The 21,232-nt window shown below is 43.7% G+C and carries 16 protein-coding genes; 9 read left to right on the forward strand and 7 right to left on the reverse strand.

Annotated features, from left to right (window positions below; translation table 11 throughout):
- Positions 1-464: 464 nt before the first annotated feature.
- On the reverse strand, positions 465-1,040 hold the full coding sequence (locus tag GVY04_21845; protein NBD18673.1) for a Uma2 family endonuclease: 576 nt from the start codon (positions 1,038-1,040) through the stop codon (positions 465-467).
- A gap of 326 nt (positions 1,041-1,366) precedes the next feature.
- Between GVY04_21845 and GVY04_21850 the strand changes: the two genes are divergently transcribed.
- Complete coding sequence (locus GVY04_21850) at positions 1,367-2,392, forward strand: ATP-binding cassette domain-containing protein (protein NBD18674.1); 1,026 nt, start codon at positions 1,367-1,369, stop codon at positions 2,390-2,392.
- A gap of 69 nt (positions 2,393-2,461) precedes the next feature.
- Complete coding sequence (locus GVY04_21855; protein ID NBD18675.1) at positions 2,462-3,340, forward strand: ABC transporter permease; 879 nt, start codon at positions 2,462-2,464, stop codon at positions 3,338-3,340.
- A 197-nt stretch (positions 3,341-3,537) separates the two neighbouring features.
- Here the strand turns inward: GVY04_21855 and GVY04_21860 are convergent, their stop codons facing one another.
- On the reverse strand, positions 3,538-4,209 hold the full coding sequence (locus GVY04_21860; protein NBD18676.1) for a methyltransferase domain-containing protein: 672 nt from the start codon (positions 4,207-4,209) through the stop codon (positions 3,538-3,540).
- 308 nt (positions 4,210-4,517) lie between these two features.
- Between GVY04_21860 and GVY04_21865 the strand changes: the two genes are divergently transcribed.
- Together GVY04_21865 and GVY04_21870 are read left to right on the forward strand one after the other, a co-directional pair.
- Complete coding sequence (locus tag GVY04_21865; protein ID NBD18677.1) at positions 4,518-5,192, forward strand: HEAT repeat domain-containing protein; 675 nt, start codon at positions 4,518-4,520, stop codon at positions 5,190-5,192.
- An 87-nt stretch (positions 5,193-5,279) separates the two neighbouring features.
- The gene (locus GVY04_21870) at positions 5,280-5,840 is read left to right on the forward strand and encodes a hypothetical protein (GenBank protein NBD18678.1); all 561 of its coding nucleotides are present in this window, start codon (positions 5,280-5,282) and stop codon (positions 5,838-5,840) included.
- 183 nt (positions 5,841-6,023) lie between these two features.
- On the opposite strand, the gene GVY04_21875 is transcribed toward GVY04_21870, so the two are convergent.
- Together GVY04_21875 and typA are read right to left on the reverse strand one after the other, a co-directional pair.
- On the reverse strand, positions 6,024-7,349 hold the full coding sequence (locus GVY04_21875; protein NBD18679.1) for a cytochrome P450: 1,326 nt from the start codon (positions 7,347-7,349) through the stop codon (positions 6,024-6,026).
- Between the two features lie 165 nt (positions 7,350-7,514).
- Positions 7,515-9,308 carry a translational GTPase TypA gene (gene typA, locus GVY04_21880; GenBank protein NBD18680.1) on the reverse strand — a complete coding sequence of 598 codons (1,794 nt, stop codon included), beginning with the start codon at positions 9,306-9,308 and terminating at the stop codon, positions 7,515-7,517.
- A 155-nt stretch (positions 9,309-9,463) separates the two neighbouring features.
- On the opposite strand from typA, the gene glgA reads away from it, so the two are divergent.
- Positions 9,464-10,897 carry a glycogen synthase GlgA gene (glgA, locus tag GVY04_21885; protein ID NBD18681.1) on the forward strand — a complete coding sequence of 478 codons (1,434 nt, stop codon included), beginning with the start codon at positions 9,464-9,466 and terminating at the stop codon, positions 10,895-10,897.
- Between the two features lie 52 nt (positions 10,898-10,949).
- On the opposite strand, the gene GVY04_21890 is transcribed toward glgA, so the two are convergent.
- Positions 10,950-11,819: an alpha/beta fold hydrolase gene (locus tag GVY04_21890; protein NBD18682.1), complete on the reverse strand. Its 870-nt coding sequence runs from the start codon at positions 11,817-11,819 to the stop codon at positions 10,950-10,952.
- Positions 11,820-12,397: 578 nt separating this feature from the next.
- Between GVY04_21890 and GVY04_21895 the strand changes: the two genes are divergently transcribed.
- On the forward strand, positions 12,398-13,762 hold the full coding sequence (locus tag GVY04_21895) for an aldehyde dehydrogenase family protein (protein NBD18683.1): 1,365 nt from the start codon (positions 12,398-12,400) through the stop codon (positions 13,760-13,762).
- Between the two features lie 64 nt (positions 13,763-13,826).
- A complete protein-coding gene (locus GVY04_21900) occupies positions 13,827-15,464 on the forward strand; it encodes an acetolactate synthase large subunit (protein NBD18684.1) in 1,638 nt (545 codons plus the stop codon).
- A 126-nt stretch (positions 15,465-15,590) separates the two neighbouring features.
- Here the strand turns inward: GVY04_21900 and purD are convergent, their stop codons facing one another.
- Positions 15,591-16,856, reverse strand: coding sequence for a phosphoribosylamine--glycine ligase (gene purD, locus GVY04_21905; GenBank protein ID NBD18685.1), 1,266 nt, complete (start codon positions 16,854-16,856; stop codon positions 15,591-15,593).
- A 399-nt stretch (positions 16,857-17,255) separates the two neighbouring features.
- Between purD and GVY04_21910 the strand changes: the two genes are divergently transcribed.
- Positions 17,256-17,792 carry a hypothetical protein gene (locus tag GVY04_21910; protein NBD18686.1) on the forward strand — a complete coding sequence of 179 codons (537 nt, stop codon included), beginning with the start codon at positions 17,256-17,258 and terminating at the stop codon, positions 17,790-17,792.
- A gap of 174 nt (positions 17,793-17,966) precedes the next feature.
- Here the strand turns inward: GVY04_21910 and GVY04_21915 are convergent, their stop codons facing one another.
- Positions 17,967-18,164, reverse strand: coding sequence for a hypothetical protein (locus tag GVY04_21915; GenBank protein ID NBD18687.1), 198 nt, complete (start codon positions 18,162-18,164; stop codon positions 17,967-17,969).
- Between the two features lie 434 nt (positions 18,165-18,598).
- Between GVY04_21915 and GVY04_21920 the strand changes: the two genes are divergently transcribed.
- Positions 18,599-21,232, forward strand: a complete 2,634-nt coding sequence (locus tag GVY04_21920; GenBank protein NBD18688.1) for a DNA polymerase III subunit alpha — start codon at positions 18,599-18,601, stop codon at positions 21,230-21,232.

Consider the following 21,232-nt stretch of genomic DNA (forward strand, 5'->3'; position numbering starts at 1 on the left):
TAGTATAACGCAAAAACGGTGAAGATGTGTTCGTCTTCGGGGTATTGAACCCCTCGACTCACCACTCCTCATCCCGTCGCCCACCCGATCGGGTAGAGCGCGGGGCTTCCCCGTGACAAGCTAAAAGTTCAGCAAGTCATTTATTTCCCCCAAACACTGAACATTGCGGGTTTTTTATGGCAGAGAGGACACAGCGATCTTGCTATAATGTCCGTGACTGCTTGAACTTAACATTTGTATAAAAATCATAAGAACTTTTATGAAACCTGCTGTTTCCATCGAACACTCAAGAAATTGACGGTGTTTGATATCTAAATCATTGACAACTGAACGCAATTGCAAGTTATTCACGATTCATTTCAGTCAATTAAATAGCTTATCATTACTATTCACGACTACCTGGCAATCAATAGTTGCTCAGTTCCCTGCCAGAGCTTGGTCATTATAATGAAGTCATGTTCTTGCTAGAAAATATCAGCCAAATCTACAATTAATCCTGGCAATAACTCTTCACCAGACAAACTACTAGGATGATTAATTACCTCTTTGTCTCGACCCACACGATAAATTTCGACTTTTTTAGCATCGGGGTTAATCAACCAACCGAGTTTTACCCCGCAAGTCATGTACTCGTTCATTTTTGCTTGTGTGGTTGACAGCTCATCAGTTGGAGATAATAGTTCGATTGCAAAATCGGGGTCGATGGGTGCAAAACCTCTTTTTTGTCTATCGCTAAGGCTGTTCCATCGCTTGCTCGCAATCCAACTGACATCAGGAGAACGAGTGGCGCCATTAGATAACTTAAAACCTGTAGAAGAATCAAATACAACTCCTAACTTAGTCTGACGATTCCATGATTGAAGCTGATAGATGAGATCGGCATTTTTCTCTCCTGTAAGACTTCCTGTGGGCGACATAACAATTAATTTTCCTTGAGCATCGGTTTCAAACCTCAGTTCGGGATTTTCACGACATAACTGCTCCAAAGTGCGATCGCTGATCGAGTCAGTAAAGGCTCTGATATCGATGGTGTATGTCATTTTGTCTATTGGGTTTTAATGCTTTGTTAGGGGAGCTAAGTCAATTCCAATTTTACTTTTCTTCTGGATGATCTCGCTTTTTTTCTACTCTTTGATCCGGAAAGTGACAGAAACAGAAGAGGGTTAGTTGAATGATTAACCGCAGATTGTTGAGAGCACTGTTCCAATTCTTACCTTTTTTCCACCAAGGATGTTGCCTAAATTGATTGATTTCCCCCAAACACTGAAAATTGGGGGTTTTTTATGGCAGAGACGACACAGCGATCTTGCTATAATAGCCGTGATTGCTTGAACTTAACATTTGTATAAAAATCATAAGAAATTTTATGAAACCTGCTGTTTCCATCGAACACTTAAAAAAATCCTATGGTGACGTAGCAGCAGTTAAAGACGTTACCTTTACGGTGCAACCGGGGGAAATTTTTGGCTTACTCGGTCCCAATGGTGCCGGGAAAACCACCACCATCCGCTGTTTGTGTACGTTAACCAAGCCGGATCAAGGGCGTGTGGAAGTCGGTGGGGTCTCTAGTATCGAACAACCGAAAGCGGCAAGACGCAAACTCGGTTATGTGGCGCAAGAAGTAGCGCTGGATAAAGTCCTTACGGGACGAGAATTATTACAACTCCAAGCCAGCCTTTATCATCTCCCGAAAGCAGTAGCCAATGAGCGCATTGATCAGCTACTGAAAATTTTAGGCTTAGAAGACTATGCTGAACAAAAAACTGGAACCTATTCTGGCGGTTTAAAGAAACGTTTAGACCTTGCAGCCGGGTTACTCCATCAACCCGATGTATTGGTCTTGGATGAACCGACTGTGGGACTCGATATTGAGAGTCGCTTTGTGGTTTGGGATTTCCTGCGGAAACTACGGGAAGCGGGAACCACAGTCCTCATTACCAGCCACTATTTGGAAGAAGTGGATGCCCTGGCTAATCGCGTTGCCATTATTGATCAAGGAACCGTCATTGCCGATGGGACACCGAATGAGTTAAAAGATCGCTTAGGCGGCGATCGCGTGACCCTCCGCATTCGGGAATTTACGCCGCTAGAAGAAGCAGAAAGGGCGAAAGAACATCTCTCTACCCTCGATTTTGTCAAAGAAGTGATTGTTAACCCAGCACAGGGCAATTCTCTCAACTTAGTGGTGGAAGCGCAAAGTAATCCCATTGGGACGATTGAAAATACCCTTTCCCATCTCGGATTACCTACCTTTGGTGTCTCTCAATCCCGTCCCAGTTTAGATGATGTGTATTTAGCGGCAACGGGACGCACCTTGATGGATGCGGAAATGGCAGCCGCTAGTAGTCGCGATCTCAAGGCAGAGAAGAAACAAGCGATGAAAGGGAGTTAGTCATTAGTCATTAGTCATTAGAAAGTCTGTACGTTAGTTATCAAGGATAATCAAGAGGAGAACACAGTTATGAGTCAAAGTATTAGTCCGTTATCTCCCAACTCCGTCATTAATAGCCAAGAAAAAGGAACAGAAAATCCGGTTGCTGAGTTTTTCCAAGAAACTGGGGCGTTAACCAAACGTCTGTTTATTCAGTTACAACGTCGCCCTTCCACCCTGGTCGCAGGCATTATTCAGCCGTTGATGTGGTTAATTCTATTTGGTGCCTTATTCCAGTATGCGCCAGAAGGATTACTAGGAGAAGGCTTGAGTTATGGTCAATTTTTGGCACCGGGGGTGATTGTCTTTACCGCTTTCTCTGGGGCGTTGAATGCGGGACTCCCGGTGATGTTTGACCGCGAGTTTGGCTTTCTCAACCGTCTCCTGGTCGCACCGTTAAGTTCTCGGTTTTCCATTGTGGCGGCTTCCACCATTTACATTATTAGTCTCAGTTTCTTGCAAACGGCAGCCATTGTGGGGTTAAGTGCATTCGTGGGTGCTGGCTTGCCGGGAATTGCCGGGTTAAGCGCGATCGCGCTGATTGTGTTCTTAATTGTAGCGGGCGTGACAGCGCTGAGTTTAGGCTTAGCGTTTGCCTTACCGGGTCACGTCGAACTGATTGCAGTTATTTTCGTCACGAACTTACCGTTGCTTTTTGCTAGCACTGCCTTAGCGCCGTTAAATTTCATGGCAGACTGGCTGAAAGTGGTCGCGAGTCTGAATCCTCTCACTTACGCGATCGAGCCCATTCGCTACATTTACCTCAATGCCGAGTGGAGTTTCAACAGTACGGTTTTAGCAACCCCTTGGCTGAATCTCTCTTTTGGCACAATGCTGCTAGCACTCCTAGCATTTGATATGGTAATTTTACTGCTCATTCAACCCTTACTGCGCCGTCGTTTTGCTTAACTAGGGAATGAGTCCTGATTAGTACAAGATTAAGAGGAAGAGGGCAGAAGTCAACACTTTGCCCTCTCTTTTCATCTCCCAAGACTGGAGGACTTTCCCATGAAGCTTCCCTAAAATTTTCAGGAAAGAGGGGTTTTGCCACTAAACAGTCCAGCAACCTTGGGTGGGATTATTCCCTATATCTGCTAAGGTCTCACTTAGCAAACCTGAAGTGCCCAGTAATGTGCTCCCTCTTCAGTAATATAAGGGGCATCTTTCAAGTGTTCCAGTAGTTTAACTTTACCATCGGCTTGCAGTTGCTCCACAACTTCTTGGAAGTTGGTGGAATTATAGTAACTCTTGCGGGTACTGACAACAATTAGACCGCCGGGACGAGTAAAGCGAATCATTTCATTGAGGGATTCTGGAGGAACATGACCGAGGGTGAAAACACCACAAGCTAAGCTCGCATCGTACTCATTATCCTCGTATTGTTCAATTTTGACGTTCATGTCAATGCTACCGAGAAGTTCCTCGTAGCTATTGGTTTCCTTTGCCACTTCAATCATTTGATCGGAGAGGTCAAAGCCATCGATGTGTTTGTATCCCATGTCTTTGAGAATGGGACCGATTAACCCAGTACCACAGCCCGCGTCAAGAACTTTGGAATCAGCACGAGAGGTAGTGGGATCATGGGCAGCCCGAATCCGATCATAAAATTCAGAAATTGTGCGCGGACCCGCATAGGCTTCGCTGGAAACGTCATCATCATAGGCTTTTGCCCAATCGTCATAGTAGGTTTGGAGTTGGTCGATATCGCCATCTAGACCATGAGCGCCTTTAATGGCGTCCCAACCTTGAGCTTCCTTGGGATTAGAAGTCTGAGTCATAAAATTTGCCTTCCTATATTCAATAAGATTCGCTGCCCCATTGAGGCAGTCGAGTAACTTTGTGCATGATACGTGCCTGAGTTACAAGAGTCAAATGAGTGCCGTCTTTTTTCAGGCACTTGTTCTTTCTAGAAACCAGAGGCAATCGGCAAGATAGCGAATTGAATTTTGATGAAAACCAATTCGTTAAGAGCGATGTCGATTCCTTCGGATCGGGCTAGCTTTTCTGGGACAATTTAATACCACCAATCTCTCGTTTTTTACGCAATTAACGGGAAACCCTTTATATCAATCATCATTTATTAATCATGGATATCACACCTGAATCAGTTGCAACGCTTCTCAATTCCGAAGATTATGGGGATCGTTTAACCGGGATTAATCAATTAAGACAACTGGATCCCGCTGCGGCGTTTCCGCTCATTCAACCGCTGATTAATGATACCAATGTCCGGGTGCGCTATGCTGCGGTCAGTCAGATGAGTAGTTTAGGAATGGTGGATCGTCAGCAATCTCTAACTTTGTTGCGCGATCGACTTCGCACAGAGTCCGAAGCCGATGTCCAAGCGGCGGCGGCTGATGCGCTTGGTGCCTTAAAACTAACAGAAGCTTTAGATGAGCTGATCCAGCTTTATCACCAAACCGAAGAATGGCTGGTGGAATTTAGTGTGATTGCTTGTTTGGGAGAAATGGGCGATCCCCGCAGTTTTGATCTACTCACTGAGGCATTACAGTCCGAGAATAATCTAGTGAAAACTGTTGCCATTGGCTCGCTCGGGGAATTAGGGGATCAACGAGCCGTAGAGGTCTTAGAACCGTTTGTCACCGATGAAGATTGGCAAGCGCGATCGCGCCTCGTCCAAGCCCTCAGCCGTTTGGGCGGGGAGAAAGCTCATCATCTCCTCCAGCAACTGGCTCAAGATGAAGCAGAACAAGTGGCAGAAGAAGCAAAAATGGCTCTGAAGACATCGACCGAAAGATAGAAAATAATCACTCTAATAGGCGATGGCAATGGACTGTTCCTGATGAGAAGATCAAAATATAGAGAGTCTCATCAGGAGGTTCTAGCCATGTTGAATCGTTTTTTTGTACTCGGTAGTCTAATTGGAGCAACAACTCTATTTGCGCCGATTACAACTGCTAATGTAGCAGCAGAAACCTTGATTGCACAACGGGATAATCGTTATATTGTCACCACTAGTGCCCAACAAGGAACCCTTTATCTCAATAAAGACAAACGCTATTCTTACAACTTAGAAGTAACACGCGGTGGTCGGTTTAGTGGTTTAAATTTACCGCCAGGGGCAATTATTCGCGGTCAATATGTCCCCGCCGACGGGGGGTTGCGCTATGTTGCCAATAGTGTTGTCATTCGCGGACGGACCTACAACATCAATGGGAGTTCAGAAATTTTAAACACAATCAAAGATCCCCGTGACACATCTGGTGCCGCGATTGGAGAAGATGCAGCGATTGGTGCGGGTGGCGGCTTACTCCTTAGTGAAATCTTTGGTGATGCTGATCTCGGAGCCGCTGTTGGTGGTGCAGCAGCCGGTGCTGCTGTCGGTAACTTGACGGCTGATCAAGTTGTTGTTGTCGAACCGGATCAACCGATTACCCTTTATAACTAGGGTTAGTGACAATCGTTTCCTGATTCATTTTGCAAGGCAATCGGCAAGAGTAATCAGAGCAAACCGTTTGCAGTGAATTCGCCCGCGACTCAGAGCTTTGTGCCGATAGATAGGGAGGCTTCTTTTATCCTTCCCAGGGAGTGCAGAAGGAGCCTCAGAGGGAGTTATGGTACTAATTGTAGGCTAATTAATAGCGCTGGAGAACTGTACTTTTAACCCTGATTTTGGCTGTAAAGTGGGAATCGTCTTGAGGGTGAGATTTTGATCTGGCAAGATTTCCCACTGACAATAACGCAAGAGCAAAGATGCAAAAATTTTCATCTCCATCTGTGCAAAAGCATAACCCAGACAAAATCGTGGTCCACCGCCAAAACCAACTAAACTGTATTCGTGTTTTTTGTGTTCTGCTCGTTCCAGACTAAACCGATCAGGATCAAAGCTTTGAGGATGGGAGAAAATCTCAGGATCTTGATGGGAAGCATTGATGCGATAGCTAACAATCCAACCCTTGGGAACCGAGTATCCTCTAAAGGTAAATGGTTTGACAACACCGCGAAAGCCACCAGCAACAGGAGGATAAAGACGCTCAACTTCCTTCAGAATTTGATCCAGATAAGTCATCTGTTTGAGTTTTTCTACGGTTAAATCTCCTTCAAGCTCAAGCGCTTCCTGTTCAGCTCTTGCTTTCGCTAAGATATCGGGATGTTGTGCTAAACTCATCGCAAAAGAAGTTAGCATTGATGTCGTTGTTTCGTGACCCGCAAATAACATTAATAGAGCTTGTACTTTGATCTCTTCTCGGGTTAGGTAATCCCCATTTTCATCACTGGTTTGTAACATTAATCCCAATGTATCTTTGCCAAGATTTGATTTCCTGCTTTCTATTTCTTGCTCAAGATAATCTAATAGCCGATCGCGCGCGTTTAATGCTTTTCCATATTTACTCCAGCGAGTTCTAAGGGGAAAAATAGCAAACAAACCATTCGTTAGTTCACTAAACCATTGCGATAAGCGTTGAGTCTTCTCTCCCGGCACGGTTCCCAATAATAAAACACTCGCGATTTCAAATGTCATTTGTTTAAGCTCAGGAAACCAAGTGAAATTTTGTTGCGTCTGCCACTTTTGCAAATACTTGCGAATAATTTCCTCCATGGTGTGAGCATAATGAGTCAAAGCCTGACCATGAAAAGCAGGCATCAGCAATTTGCGGTTACGTCGATGCTCTTCTCCATCTTGGAGGAAGAGCGAGCGACCTAAAAGGTTCCTGAAATTATCAGGCCAACCTTGACCCCAAGAAAAATGATCAATATGGCTTGAAAGAATAAATTTATTCGCGTCTGCCCCCGTCATGAAAACGGTTTTTCGACCCAAAATATTGGTTTTATAAATAGAACCATATTTCTTTTCTCGCTTATCTCCAAAATTTCGGTCGAAGAGAAAGGGGATCGTTTCGCCCAGAAACGGTAACCCAAGACGACCAGGAGGTAAAGGATGTGAAGATTCTGGCATGGCTCAAATAGACTCCACTCAATCATTTAAACTTCAGTAGCGGATTCATGCATTTCGATGTTATCGCACTATACTCTGAAGCATACTCCCTATGGCTCAGGTGTGAATCCCTACATCTACTCCACCTTGCAGTTAGAATCAAGAACTGCAAGGAACGAGAATGGTTTAGCGTTGTTTCGCTAGTTTCTTGGACATTTTCCGTAAGCGAACAGACTCAGGAGTCACTTCAACCAGCTCATCCGAACTAATGTATTCTAAAGCGCGCTCTAAGCTCATTTCGGCAGGGGCTTGTAACTGTACTAGTTCATCGCCGGTAGAGGAACGCATATTGGTCAACTGCTTCGCTTTACAGACGTTTAATTCTAAGTCTTGAGGGCGAGTATTTTCCCCAACAATCATGCCCTTATAGACTTTTGTACCGGGAGTGATGAAGAAAACGCCGCGATCTTCTGCATTCTTGAGAGCGTAGAAGGTAGCCGTTCCTTCTTCAAAGGCAATCAACACGCCATTACGACGGGTTTCTAAGTTACCTACTTGCGGACGATAATCTAAGAAGCTATGATTCATCAAGCCTTCCCCTCGGGTTAAACGGAGAAACTCGCTACGGAAACCAATTAACCCCCGTGCGGGAATCACAAATTCGGCTTGGGTGCGATTGCCAGCCGTTGCCTGCATATTTTGCATCTCGCCTTTACGTTCCCCTAAGCGTTCGATACAACTACCGACCGCGTCTTCCGGAACATCTAAAATCAGGTATTCATAGGGTTCGCAAACTTGTCCATTCACTTCCCGATAAATCACCTGTGGCTGAGACACTTGGAACTCATAGCCTTCTCGGCGCATATTTTCAATTAAAATGCCTAAATGAAGTTCCCCGCGACCGGAAACGAGGAATTTATCCGGGGAATCAGTTTCTTCGACGCGGAGGGCGACATTGGTTTCTAATTCTTTGTACAGGCGATCGCGCACTTGACGGGAGGTGACAAATTTCCCTTCTCGTCCGGCAAACGGCGAATCATTAATGGAGAAGGTCATCTGTAAGGTCGGTTCATCGACTTTAATCAAAGGTAGCGGTTGCGGTTCATTGGGACAAGTAATGGTTTCCCCGATGTTGGCATCACTAAAGCCAGCAACCGCAACAATCTGACCGGCACTGGCTTCTTCAATATCAACCCGTTGTAGCCCTTCAAAGCCCATTAATTTGGACACCTTCGTTTTGACGATTTGATCCCCTTCTTTGGCTAAGGCGGCTTCTTGTCCGGCACGAATTACCCCATTATGCACCCGACCAATCACAATCCGTCCCAGATATTCCGAATAATCTAAGGTGGTGACTTGCAATTGGAGAGGCTTCGTTGCATCGCCAGCCGGTGGGGGAACGTGGTCTAGAATCGCTTCAAATAAGGGCTCCATATCGACCCCTTCTTCTTCCAGGGTAGTTTTGGCAAATCCCGTTAAACCGGAAGCGTAGAGGGTAATAAAGTCACATTGATCATCATCTGCCCCTAACTCGACGAAGAGATCAAAGACTTTATCCACAGCTAGATCGGGATCGACATTGGGGCGGTCAATTTTATTCACAACCACAATCGGGCGTAACCCTTTTTCTAATGCCTTTTTCAAGACAAAGCGGGTTTGTGGCATGGGACCCTCATTGGCATCGACAATCAGGATACAACCATCCACCATTCCTAAAACCCGTTCAACTTCGCCACCGAAGTCCGCGTGACCGGGAGTATCAACAATATTAATCAGCGTATCTTTGTAGCGCAGTGCTGTATTTTTGGAAAGAATGGTAATGCCTCGCTCACGTTCTAAGGCATTAGAGTCCATAACGCAGGTGGGAACTTCCTCTCCTTCGCGGAAAACGCCGGATTGTCTGAGGAGAGCGTCCACAAGGGTAGTTTTGCCGTGGTCAACGTGGGCGATAATGGCGACGTTGCGAATGGAAAGCGTCATGGGTGTGCCTGGGAATTACCTAAAGATTTCTTAACAATTCTAGCGTAATGTTACGCGTTTCGGAACCAGTCGCAGAAAGGTTTTTTCGCTATGTACGAAATCCGCAGATCATAATAGACTCAGCGAAGAACGCATTGCCAACGAAGGTTAAGCTGATGAAAATATTATTTGTCGCGGCGGAAGCTGCCCCCATTGCCAAAGTCGGCGGAATGGGAGATGTGGTGGGAACTCTCACCCCCATTCTGCGCAAAATGGGTCACGATGTCAGAATTTTAATGCCATACTACGGTTTTTTGCCGGATAAGCTGGAGATTCCCGAAAAACCGGTTTGGCAAGGGAGTGCAATGTTTCAAACCTTTGATATTTTTGAGACGCTTCTCCCCGGGACAAATGTTCCCCTTTATTTACTCGGACATGCTGCGTTTGCCCCCCGTCGCATTTATCAAGGAGAAGATGAACCGTGGCGGTTCACGTTTTTTGCCAATGGGGCCGCCCAATTTGCCCTTAATTACTGGCAACCGGAGGTAATGCACTGTCATGACTGGCACACTGGCATGATCCCAGTATGGATGTATCAAACTCCTGAGATTAAAACCGTTTTTACCATCCATAATTTAGCTTATCAGGGACCCGCGCGATCGCAGATTGAAGAAATGGCTTGGTGTCCGCCCTATATGCAAGAAAATAATGTCATGGCAGGGGCGATTCAATTTGCGGACTGTGTAAATACAGTGTCGCCAACGTATGCCCAACAAATCCAAACCCCTGAATATGGGGAAGGCTTGAATGCTCTCCTCGCTTTGAAAAAAGATAAAATTGTTGGCATTGTCAATGGGATTGATGTCGAGCAGTATAATCCGGAAACCGATTCTAATCTGGACCAACCTTTCTCCTTAAAAACCTTGGATGATCGCGTTACCAATAAAATTGCCCTACAAGAACAAGTGGGCTTAGAAGTCAACAGTGGGGCTTTTTTGGTCAGTATGGTAACGCGGTTGGTTGAACAAAAGGGATTAGACCTCGTTCTGCCGATTCTGGAACAGTATCTCCGCTACACTGGCGATCAGTTTCTTGTCTTGGGAACGGGAGAAGAACGGTATGAAACGGAACTGCGTGCTTTAGCCGACCGTTTTCCGAGTCGGATGTCAGTGCAACTGCTTTATAATGATGCCCTATCTCGACGCATCTACGCTGGCAGTGATGCCTTTTTAATGCCCTCCCGCTTTGAACCCTGTGGGATTAGTCAAATGATGGCAATGCGCTATGGCTGTGTTCCGATTGTTCGACGCACAGGGGGCTTAGTTGATACCGTTTCTCATCATAATCCCATTGAGCAAACCGGAACCGGGTATTGTTTTAATCTGTATGAACCCCTGGATTTATATACAGCCTTGATTCGCGCGTCTGAAAGTTACCTGTACCGGGAACCCTGGCGAGAACTGCAAAAACGAGGAATGCAGCAAGATTTTAGTTGGCAGCGATCAGCGGAAAAATATGTGCAACTTTATGAAGATATTTTGACGCCAACGAGTGAAACCCTTAAATCAGTCGCTTCTCCAGAATCAACAACTGTTGTGCCCCAAAGCTAAATTACAAGACAATCAGGGCGAACGATGGTTCGTCCTTCTTAAATTGATGCTCCTAAGTTTTAGACAAAAATTCTCTCATTGCTTGGTTGACCTGCCCTGGCTTCTCTTGTTGCACCCAATGACTACAATTGGCAATATACTTAACTTGTAAATTTTTCACATAGGCTTCTAAATGATCGTTCAACTCTTGACCCAAAAACGGATCATCTTTGCCCCAAATTAATAAAGTTGGCATTTCTAAGGGTTGCCAATAAGATTGTTTAGATAAGCTGTGCGGTAAAGCCCGATAATAATTCAGCATAGCGGTTAGTGCGCCCCGTTTTGCTGCTGCATTTTTATAGTGTTCTAAATCTTCACTGATAAAGACATTCTGATCAAAGGTTGTTTGACGAAAAGCATCCGCTAATAATTGATAATTATTCCATTGAAATAATAACTCTGGTAATAATGGCAGTTGAAAGAAGGCTATGTAGGCACTTTTTAATATTTGTCGTGGATTTTGCTGTAAAGCCTGTGCAAATTTAGCCGGATGAGGACAATTCATGACGATTAATTTTTCAATCTTGTCGGGATAATGATGGGTAAAACTCCAGGCAATTCCCCCTCCCCAGTCATGACCAACTAAAATACAGCTTTCGTAGCCTAATCCTTGAATGAGACCTAAAATATCTTGTTCTAACTCTTCTACAGTATAATTTTTAATTCCTTGAGGTTTATCGCTATCGTTATACCCTCGTAAATCCACAGCCACGACTTGATAATCTTGAGCAAACTCAGGGATTTGATATCGCCAAGAATACCAAAACTCAGGAAAGCCATGCAGAAAGAGCATTAATTTCCCTTCCCCTTGCGTGACATAGTGAAGGCAAACAGTATTGGTGATTAAGTATTTGTGTTGTATTGAGACTTCTAGTTGGTGCATGGATACTTTTCTAGCAGGTACAATGTGGTCTTTGTCAACCGGCGAACCCATGGCGCTGTTTTTCTTTTCTCATCTCATTTACAATTTTTCGCTATTCGTATCTTCTTACAAATTCACCGTGATTAGAGGCATAACTGGATCGAACATATTTTGATCTTTGATTTTAATTTCAGTAATAATACCAAAAAAGTGATCAATACTAAAAAATAAAGCGATCAAATTGACAATCAATTTATGATATTTCCAATTTTAATAACCTACTTGATCAATTCTGATTTAAGCTATCCGAATTGGATAAAAACTGAATTGCCATTAGCCGCTACAAACGGCAGTCAAAGATGATCGCGCTGACTCTCCTCATGATTTTAATCTCTGAAAAAAAATCATACCAATTTCGAGTTGATTTTATTGAATTACAGTATTATAATCAAGCCGTTCGAGACAAATAATAAGTAATAAATAAGTCTTCAATTAATATATTGAAGGATTGTTAAAATTTAGATTTTTTATTAAAAAATCGTGCTTACACTAGAAGTAAAAGTGAGTGATCAAACCCAATTTGGGTCAAGGAGGCTCTGATGTCAATCGCCACGATTAATCCCGCAACCGGAGAGACGCTGAAACGTTTTCAAACTCTGAGTGCGGAAGAAATCGAGCATAAACTCACAACAGCACAAGCCGCTTTTACCCGTTTTCGGCAGACAAGCTTTGCCCAACGCAAGCAATGGCTTGAAAATGCCGCAGCCATCTTAGAACGAGATGCCGAGAAATTTGCAGCAATGATGGCAACCGAAATGGGAAAAACCTTTAAAAGTGCTGTTGCAGAAGCCAAAAAATGTGCTCTGGTTTGTCGCTATTATGCTGAAAACGGTGAAGCGTTCTTGGCAGATGAATACACAGAAACCGATGCCACGAAAAGCTATGTTGCTTACCAGCCCTTGGGCATTATTCTCGCGGTCATGCCCTGGAATTTCCCTTTTTGGCAAGTCTTTCGCTTCGCTGCCCCAGCATTGATGGCAGGGAATGTGGGAGTGCTCAAACATGCTTCCAATGTTCCGGAATGTGCATTGGCAGTGGAAGCCATTTTTGAAGCAGCGGGTTTTCCCCAAGGGGTTTTCCAAACCTTGTTGATTCGTGCCTCGCAAGTGGAGCAAGTGATTCAAGATCAGCGGGTGAAAGCCGCCACGCTTACAGGGAGTGAACCCGCAGGAGCCAGTTTAGCCTCTCTAGCCGGGCGGGAGATTAAGCCCACGCTGTTGGAATTAGGCGGAAGCGATCCGTTTATTGTGCTTCCCTCAGCCGATTTAGATGAGGCAGCAAAAGTGGGAACATTTGCGCGCACCATGAATAATGGTCAGTCTTGCATTGCGGCGAAGCGATTTATTCTCCATGAAACGATCGCGCCAGAATTTGTAGAGAAGCTGCGCCTCCAATTTGCCAGTTTGAAAGTTGGCGATCCCATGGCAGCGGAAACCGATATTGGTCCCTTAGCCACCGAAGCCGCTTGCAACGCGATCGCGCAACAAGTGGAACAAGCCGTTGCCCTAGGAGCAAAAGTGCTCATTGGCGGTCAAAAACTCAATCGCCCGGGTTATTTCTATCTGCCGACGATTCTGAGCGATCTTCCCGTTGATACCCCTCTGATGCAGGAGGAATTTTTTGGTCCCGTGGCGTTAGTCTTTACCGTTAAGGATCTTGACAGCGCGATCGCGCTCGCTAACAACATCCCCTTTGGACTCGGCAGCAGTGTTTGGACCAATGATCCTGATGAACAAAGTCAGTTTATTGACAAAATTGAAGCCGGTGCGGTGTTTATCAATGGTCTAGTTAAATCCGATCCCCGTTTGCCCTTTGGTGGGATTAAACGGTCTGGTTATGGTCGCGAATTAGGATTGCCCGGGATCCGTGCTTTCGTCAATGCCAAAACCGTTTGGATCAAATAGCCTTATTATTAATCGAGTTCAGACCCTGAATTTCCATACCCATTACAACCCAAGGTGAATTGCAATGAATACTGCCGAATTATTAGTGAAATGCTTAGAAAATGAAGGAGTAGAATATGTATTTGGGCTCCCCGGCGAAGAAAATCTGGACTTACTCGAAGCCCTAAAAAATTCTTCAATCCAGTTTATTACCGTCCGTCATGAACAAGGGGCAGCATTCATGGCAGATGTTTATGGGCGACTCACCGGAAAAGCAGGGGTTTGTTTATCCACCCTTGGACCCGGGGCAACGAATTTAATGACAGGAGTGGCGGATGCGAATCTTGATGGCGCGCCCTTGATTGCGATTACCGGTCAAGTGGGTACCGATCGAATGCACATTGAATCCCACCAATATTTGGACTTGGTTGCAATGTTTGCTCCAGTTACCAAATGGACTAAGCAAATCGTGCGACCGAATACAACGCCAGAATTGTTGCGTCGTGCTTTTAAACTGGCACAGCAAGAAAAACCCGGTGCCGTGCATATTGATTTACCGGAAAATATTGCCGCCATGCCGGTTGAGGGAGTTCCGCTAACCAACTATGGTCGAGAAAAAATTTATGCGTCTTCTCGCAGTATTGATAAAGCAGCACATGTCATTAGCAATGCCAATAATCCAGTGATCCTTGCCGGTAATGGGGTCATTCGTTCCCATGCGGCAAAACAACTCACTGAATTTGCAACGCAGTTAAACATTCCCGTTGTGAATACTTTTATGGGTAAAGGGGCAATTCCCTACACGCATCCCCTATCTTTGTGGACAGTGGGCTTACAACAGCGAGACTTTATTAGCTGTGCTTTTGAGCAAAGCGATTTAGTAATTGCAGTTGGCTATGACTTAATCGAATATTCACCGAAGCGTTGGAATCCTAAGGGCACAATTCCGATTTTACATATCGCCGAAAAAGCTTCAGAAATTGATAGTAGCTATATTCCCCTAGCGGAAGTGGTTGGCGATATTGGAAACTCTCTTGACCAGATTAGGGAAGAGAGTGATCGGGAAGGAAAACCGCTTCCAATTTTTGCCAATGTCCGTTCGGAAATTCGCTCTGATTATGAGTTTTATGCTCACGACGAAGAGTTTCCGATCAAGCCCCAAAAAATTATTTATGATCTCCGACAAGTGATGGCAGCGCAAGATATTGTCATTTCTGATGTGGGAGCCCATAAAATGTGGATGGCGCGACATTATCACTGCGAATCCCCAAATACCTGCATTATTTCCAACGGGTTTGCCGCAATGGGGATTGCTATTCCCGGGGCTTTAGCTGCCAAACTCTTGCATCCAGAGCAAAATGTTGTGGCTGTGACCGGAGATGGCGGCTTTATGATGAATTGCCAAGAACTGGAAACTGCATTGCGAGTGGGCACCAATTTTGTCACCTTAATCTTTAATGACAGTGGCTACGGTTTAATCGGCTGGAAGCAAATGAGCCATTTTGGAGAAGCTTCGTTTATTGACTTTAAAAATCCAGATTTTGTCAAATTTGCCGAAAGTATGGGTTTAAAAGGCTATCGCATTGAATCAGTGGCTGACTTCATTCCGACTTTAAAAGAAGCCCTTGCCCAGGATGTCCCAACCGTGATCGATTGTCCGGTAGACTACAGGGAAAACGTGAAGTTCTCTAAAAAAGCAGGGGAACTCATTTGTCGTATCTAGAAGAAGGGAATGAGTGAATCCGAGTCATTCCGAATGATTCAATCCCCTTATTAATTACACCTACGATCGCGCTGCGATAACGCTCCAAACGAGGAAATTCAGCCACTGGTAGCAAGCAATCTCCTTCTAGCTTTGGTTACGCACTCGATACCCGATATCCGAGCGATAATAAGAGCCTGAGAAGTGAATTTGCGCGATCGCGCGGTAAGCGTTTTCTGCCGCTTCCTGAAAGTCATTGCCTAAGCCAGTAACGCCTAAGACTCGTCCCCCATTAGTCAAGAGTTTTCCTTGGGCATCAAGGCGAGTTCCGGCATGGAACACTAATGCTTCTAGGTCGTTTGTGATCCCTGTAATTTCTTTTCCTTTCTCATAGCTTCCCGGATACCCCTCTGAAGCAGCAACGATACAAAGGGCTTTTTGTTGCGACCATTTTAAGGGGGGAAGCTGATCTAAGCGCTTTTCTAAACACGCTAAAATAACTTCATCCAGAGGCGTTTCTAATAACGGTAAAATCGCTTGCGTTTCGGGATCGCCAAAGCGACAGTTAAATTCTAAGACTTTGGTTTCACCTTGAGGCGTGACAATTAACCCGGCGTACAGCACCCCTTGATAATCAATCCCGCGATCGCGCAAGGCATTAATCGTGGGCTGTAAAATCGTTTCTGTTACCTGTGTTAGCAATTCTGGCGTTAGTAAGGGCGCTGGGGCGTAGGCACCCATTCCCCCTGTATTGCCACCGGTATCCCCTTCCCCAATCCGTTTATGATCTTGGGCAGGAAGTAAGGGACAGACTGTTATCCCATCAGTGAGGGCTAAAACGGACACCTCTTCTCCCACCAAACATTCTTCAATCACCACCTGTTTGGTATTGGCGGCAAATAGCCCTTCAATTGCAGTATGAGCTACTTCTACAGTTTCGGCAACGGTCACCCCTTTTCCTGCCGCTAAGCCGTCTGCCTTGACAACAATCGGTACACCGTTTTCAGTTACATAGGCTTTGGCACTATCAGGATCCGTAAACGTTTGTCCGACCGCAGTGGGGATGCCAACTTGCTGCATTAACGCTTTTGCCCACCACTTACTCGCTTCGATTTGCGCGCCAGCTTGAGTGGGACCAAAAACGGGAATTTCCTGTTGGGCAAGAAAATCATGAATTCCTTTAGCAAGGGGTAGTTCAGGTCCAACGATCACAAAGGAAACTGTCTTTTCTTTCGCGTAACTGGCAATTGCCTCAAAGTCTTCTTCTGTTCCTGGTAAATTTTCACAGTTGGGGAGTAAAGCGGTTCCCCCATTTCCCGGTACACAGAAAACTTTTTCTACATTCGGAGACTGTAGCAATTTCCAGGCGAGGGTATGTTCTCTTCCCCCACTGCCAACCACTAAGACATTCATTGCAGATTGATCAGTTTAAACAGCAATGGATCATTGTCGCACTTTTTGGTAATTGATTGAAAGGATGTTGACATTTCCAAACTTGCGATGTCGGGAATGTTTGATCATAATATCACTTGATAATATAAGCAAAAATAATTGTATAATTATCATAAGGTAATCATTGTTCTAGACCAAAAACGTATTTGCTTTGCTCAATTTTTGCTTGACACTATTAACAAAATATACTCCCTTATTAAGGAGAGTTATTGCTCTTGTTTTAGTTAGTCTTCAGAATCGTTTGTGCGGTGAAAAGTTTTTGTAAATTTTATATCAGGGGTTTTTGGAGGCTCATTTTTCTTTTCTTTAGAAGTATGTTCTTTGGATGATTGTGATTGCGTATTACTATTAGAATTAGACATGACCAATGATTCAAACCAGGAAAGCTACTCTCAGATCATAAAACTTATTTTTGAAGATGCCCAGGAATCTATCAAGGTCCTTGATAGTAGTATCAGCATTCTTAACACCAAACTTAGTGCTGTAGTAGGCTTTGGAGTAGTTTTAATTAAATCAGTAGGTGATTTGCCCGATCACTCTCTTGAAATCACGAACATGGGTTGGAAAACATTACTTCCATGCTACTCTTGCTCAATACTTAAAATTCTTGCCTTAATTCTGCTGATTACTTCCACTCTGATTAGTCTCAGGGCACTATTGCCTAGAAAAGATGGTAATGATCGTATTATTTCTCCTCAAGAGCAAGTTGAGAAGTGTTTGGAGTTATCAGAAGATGAATATAAGTTGCTTTTTATTGAGCAGTATGATCAAGCGATTGAAAGTTTAGTTGAACGGAGAAACTGGAAAGCTAAGCGGCTTAATTGGTCAGGAGAAGCACTTGTTGGGGCTGCATTTTTATCAGCTTTGGATATCCTCTTGGCAACAGTTCTGAAGTGATATGAGATCGAAAACTGTAGTATTTTCAAGGCAAGAGTGCATTCTCTGCTACCACTCCCAAACACTAAGACGTTCATTGCAGATGGATCAGTTGAGACAGCAATGAATTATTGTCGCACTTTTTGGTCATTGATTGCGAGAAGCTACCTTCTCTCCACAAGGAAAAGAGACGTTTCAGTTTTTACTACCCAGTTCACTCCATAATGAGGCTTGATGAGGAATCACCATCGATTCGTTAGTCGTTGTATCGGTGGGTTGGTTTAAGTAAAAGCGAGTGGCGGTATAGCCGACAATAAACATAGCAAGGGCAGCAAAGGAGATCCCTAAAACTTGGTTGACACTAGATGTTTGAGTTGAGGTTTGGATGTTCATTGTAAGTGAAGTCTATATAACTAACTCCACTTCTATCTTTACCACGTATTTTTGTAATTTTCGATACGTTATTAATTAAAAGTTACTCTTGCCAAGAGGCATCAATTGAGATCACTTGGACAATTTGTTCACTCAAAGATAGAGGAAGATTGTGTTGATGCGCATAGAAGCCATGACCAATTCCAGTGAGTAATCCGAAAGCGGTTGATAAGACGAGAGACGGGATGTGGTTCATAAACTGTGTTTCAAGTTAATTGTTGTTGCTAATGTCAAAATCTCATAGCCTTGACTAGGCTTTTGTAGCTAGATACACAAAAGGGGAGACATTTCTTCGCTGTTTACATTAGTGTCATGCTAAGGCTACATTATTAGCCCCTCAACTTTAAAAACGCTATTGTTTTTATAGAGAAGGCTGAGTACAGAAAAAAGAACGTATGTCATCATTTGTTGGTTTACATATTCATAGCGATTACAGTTTGCTAGATGGGGCATCTCAATTGCCGCCATTAGTGGATCGTGCTGTAGAATTGGGAATGAGCGCGATCGCGCTGACGGATCATGGGGTAATGTACGGCGCGATCGAGTTAATTAAAATTTGTCGCTCGAAAAATATTAAACCGATCATCGGCAATGAAATGTATGTGATCAATACCGATGATCTAGAAAAGCAAGCAAAATATAAAAAATATCATCAAGTTGTTCTGGCGAAAGATACCCAAGGTTATAAGAATTTAGTTAAATTAACCACTGTCTCCAACTTAAAAGGCATTCACGGCAAAGGGATTTTTGCCCGTCCTTGTATCAGCAAATATTATCTCGAACAGTATAAAGAAGGTTTAATCGTTACCAGTGGCTGTCTCGGTGGAGAAATTCCCCAAGCTATTTTAAGAGGAGACCGCAAAGAAGCGCGTCGGGTTGCAAAATGGTATAAAAAAGTATTTGGGGATGACTATTATTTAGAAATTCAAGATCATGGCTCACCCGAAGACCGAATTGTTAATACAGAACTGGTAAAAATTGCTCAAGAATTAGATATTAAAATTGTTGCTACTAATGACTCGCACTTCATTTCCTGCAATGATGTAGAAGCCCATGATGCCTTAATTTGTATTCAAACCAATAAATTAATTACCGAAGATAAACGCTTACGGTATAGCGGAACTGAATATCTGAAATCGGCTGACGAAATGCGGCAATTATTTCGTGACCATTTATCGGATGAAGTTATTGAAAGCGCGATCGCGAATACCGTTGAAGTTGCCGAAAAAGTTAAACCTTACAACATTTTAGGAGAACCCCGCCTTCCCGACTATCCGGTTCCCAGTGGTCATACTGCCGATAGTTATTTGGAAGAATTAACCTGGAATGGGTTAATGGAACGCCTGGGTTGTCGCAGTCGTTCTGAAATTAGTGAGACCTATAAAACTCGCTTAGAACGGGAATTAACCATTATGCAAGAACGCGGGTTTTCTACTTATTTTTTAGTCGTTTGGGACTACATTAAATACGCCAGAGATCATAATATTCCTGTTGGTCCTGGTCGCGGTTCTGCTGCTGGTTCTCTAGTGGCTTATGCCTTAAAAATTACTAATATTGATCCCGTTCATCATGGCTTACTCTTTGAGCGTTTCTTAAATCCAGAACGGAAGTCGATGCCGGATATTGATACAGACTTTTGTATTGAAAGAAGAGACGAAGTCATTGATTATGTCACGCGCCGGTATGGGGAAGATAAAGTTGCCCAAATTATTACCTTTAACCGCATGACTTCAAAAGCGGTTTTAAAAGATGTTGCTAGGGTTTTAGGTATTCCTTATTCCGAATCAGATCGCCTCGCTAAAATGATTCCTGTTGCCCGAGGAAAACCAGCAGAACTAACCAAAATGATTTCGGACGAGACACCAGAACCCGAGTTTAAAAAACTCTATGATTCTGATGAAAAAGTGCGGCGCTGGGTGGATATGGCAATTCGCATTGAAGGAACCAATAAAACCTTCGGTGTTCATGCCGCAGGTGTTGTCATTTCTAAAGAACCCTTAGATGAAGTTGTTCCCTTACAAAAGAACAATGATGGGGCAGTGATTACGCAATATTATATGGAAGATTTGGAAGCCTTGGGCTTGTTAAAAATGGACTTTCTGGGGTTAAAGAATCTCACCACCATTCAACGCACAGCTGATTTAATTCAGAAAAATAGAGGAACTCAACTCAATTTAGATAAACTGCCATTGGATGAAATTCATTCTCGGAAAATCCTAGCGAAAGGTGAGATAAAAAATACAAAACCTAATGATATTAAAAAGACCTATAATCTCATTGAAAAAGGTTGGTTAGAAGGGGTCTTCCAACTTGAATCTTCAGGGATGTTAAAGGTAGTTCAAGACTTAAAACCATCGAGTATTGAAGATATTTCGTCTATTTTAGCCCTCTATCGTCCTGGTCCTTTAGATGCCGGACTGATTCCCAAGTTTATTGACCGTAAACATGGCAGAGAAGAAATTATCTATGAACATCCCATTCTAGAACCGATTTTAGATGAGACTTATGCGGTCATGGTCTATCAAGAACAGATCATGAAAATTGCCCAAGATATGGCAGGTTATTCCCTAGGACAAGCGGACTTATTACGCCGGGCGATGGGGAAAAAGAAAGTCAAGGAAATGCAGAAACATCGCGAGATTTTCATTGATGGGGCAACGAAAAATGGTGTGAAACAAGAGACCGCAGAACACTTATTTGATCAGATGATTAAATTTGCTGAATATTGTCTTAGCTATAACACAGAAATTTGGACAGTAGAATATGGAGCAATGCCCATCGGCAAAATTGTCGAAGAAAAAATTGAATGTACCGTTTATACGGTTGATAAAAATGGTTTTGTTTACACCCAGCCTATCGTGCAATGGCATCCTCGTGGACAACAAGAAATTGTTGAATATACGTTAGAAGATGGGAGAAAAATTCGCGCAACAAAAGACCATAAAATGATGACAGAAACGGGTGAAATGTTACCTATTGAAGAAATCTTTCAACGAGAATTAGACTTAAAAGTAGTGGTTAGTCATTAG

This window comes from Cyanobacteria bacterium GSL.Bin1 (assembly GCA_009909085.1).
In the GTDB taxonomy this organism is placed as follows: Bacteria; Cyanobacteriota; Cyanobacteriia; order Cyanobacteriales; family Rubidibacteraceae; genus Halothece.

Bases quoted from the DNA above. Each gene is read 5' to 3' on its own strand.
- GVY04_21845 (NBD18673.1), bottom strand. From the start codon at position 1,040: ATGACATACACCATCGATATCAGAGCCTTTACTGACTCGATCAGCGAT.
- GVY04_21850 (NBD18674.1), top strand. From the start codon at position 1,367: ATGAAACCTGCTGTTTCCATCGAACACTTAAAAAAATCCTATGGTGAC.
- GVY04_21855 (NBD18675.1), top strand. From the start codon at position 2,462: ATGAGTCAAAGTATTAGTCCGTTATCTCCCAACTCCGTCATTAATAGC.
- GVY04_21860 (NBD18676.1), bottom strand. From the start codon at position 4,209: ATGACTCAGACTTCTAATCCCAAGGAAGCTCAAGGTTGGGACGCCATT.
- GVY04_21865 (NBD18677.1), top strand. From the start codon at position 4,518: ATGGATATCACACCTGAATCAGTTGCAACGCTTCTCAATTCCGAAGAT.
- GVY04_21870 (NBD18678.1), top strand. From the start codon at position 5,280: ATGTTGAATCGTTTTTTTGTACTCGGTAGTCTAATTGGAGCAACAACT.
- GVY04_21875 (NBD18679.1), bottom strand. From the start codon at position 7,349: ATGCCAGAATCTTCACATCCTTTACCTCCTGGTCGTCTTGGGTTACCG.
- typA (NBD18680.1), bottom strand. From the start codon at position 9,308: ATGACGCTTTCCATTCGCAACGTCGCCATTATCGCCCACGTTGACCAC.
- glgA (NBD18681.1), top strand. From the start codon at position 9,464: ATGAAAATATTATTTGTCGCGGCGGAAGCTGCCCCCATTGCCAAAGTC.
- GVY04_21890 (NBD18682.1), bottom strand. From the start codon at position 11,819: ATGCACCAACTAGAAGTCTCAATACAACACAAATACTTAATCACCAAT.
- GVY04_21895 (NBD18683.1), top strand. From the start codon at position 12,398: ATGTCAATCGCCACGATTAATCCCGCAACCGGAGAGACGCTGAAACGT.
- GVY04_21900 (NBD18684.1), top strand. From the start codon at position 13,827: ATGAATACTGCCGAATTATTAGTGAAATGCTTAGAAAATGAAGGAGTA.
- purD (NBD18685.1), bottom strand. From the start codon at position 16,856: ATGAATGTCTTAGTGGTTGGCAGTGGGGGAAGAGAACATACCCTCGCC.
- GVY04_21910 (NBD18686.1), top strand. From the start codon at position 17,256: ATGACCAATGATTCAAACCAGGAAAGCTACTCTCAGATCATAAAACTT.
- GVY04_21915 (NBD18687.1), bottom strand. From the start codon at position 18,164: ATGAACATCCAAACCTCAACTCAAACATCTAGTGTCAACCAAGTTTTA.
- GVY04_21920 (NBD18688.1), top strand. From the start codon at position 18,599: ATGTCATCATTTGTTGGTTTACATATTCATAGCGATTACAGTTTGCTA.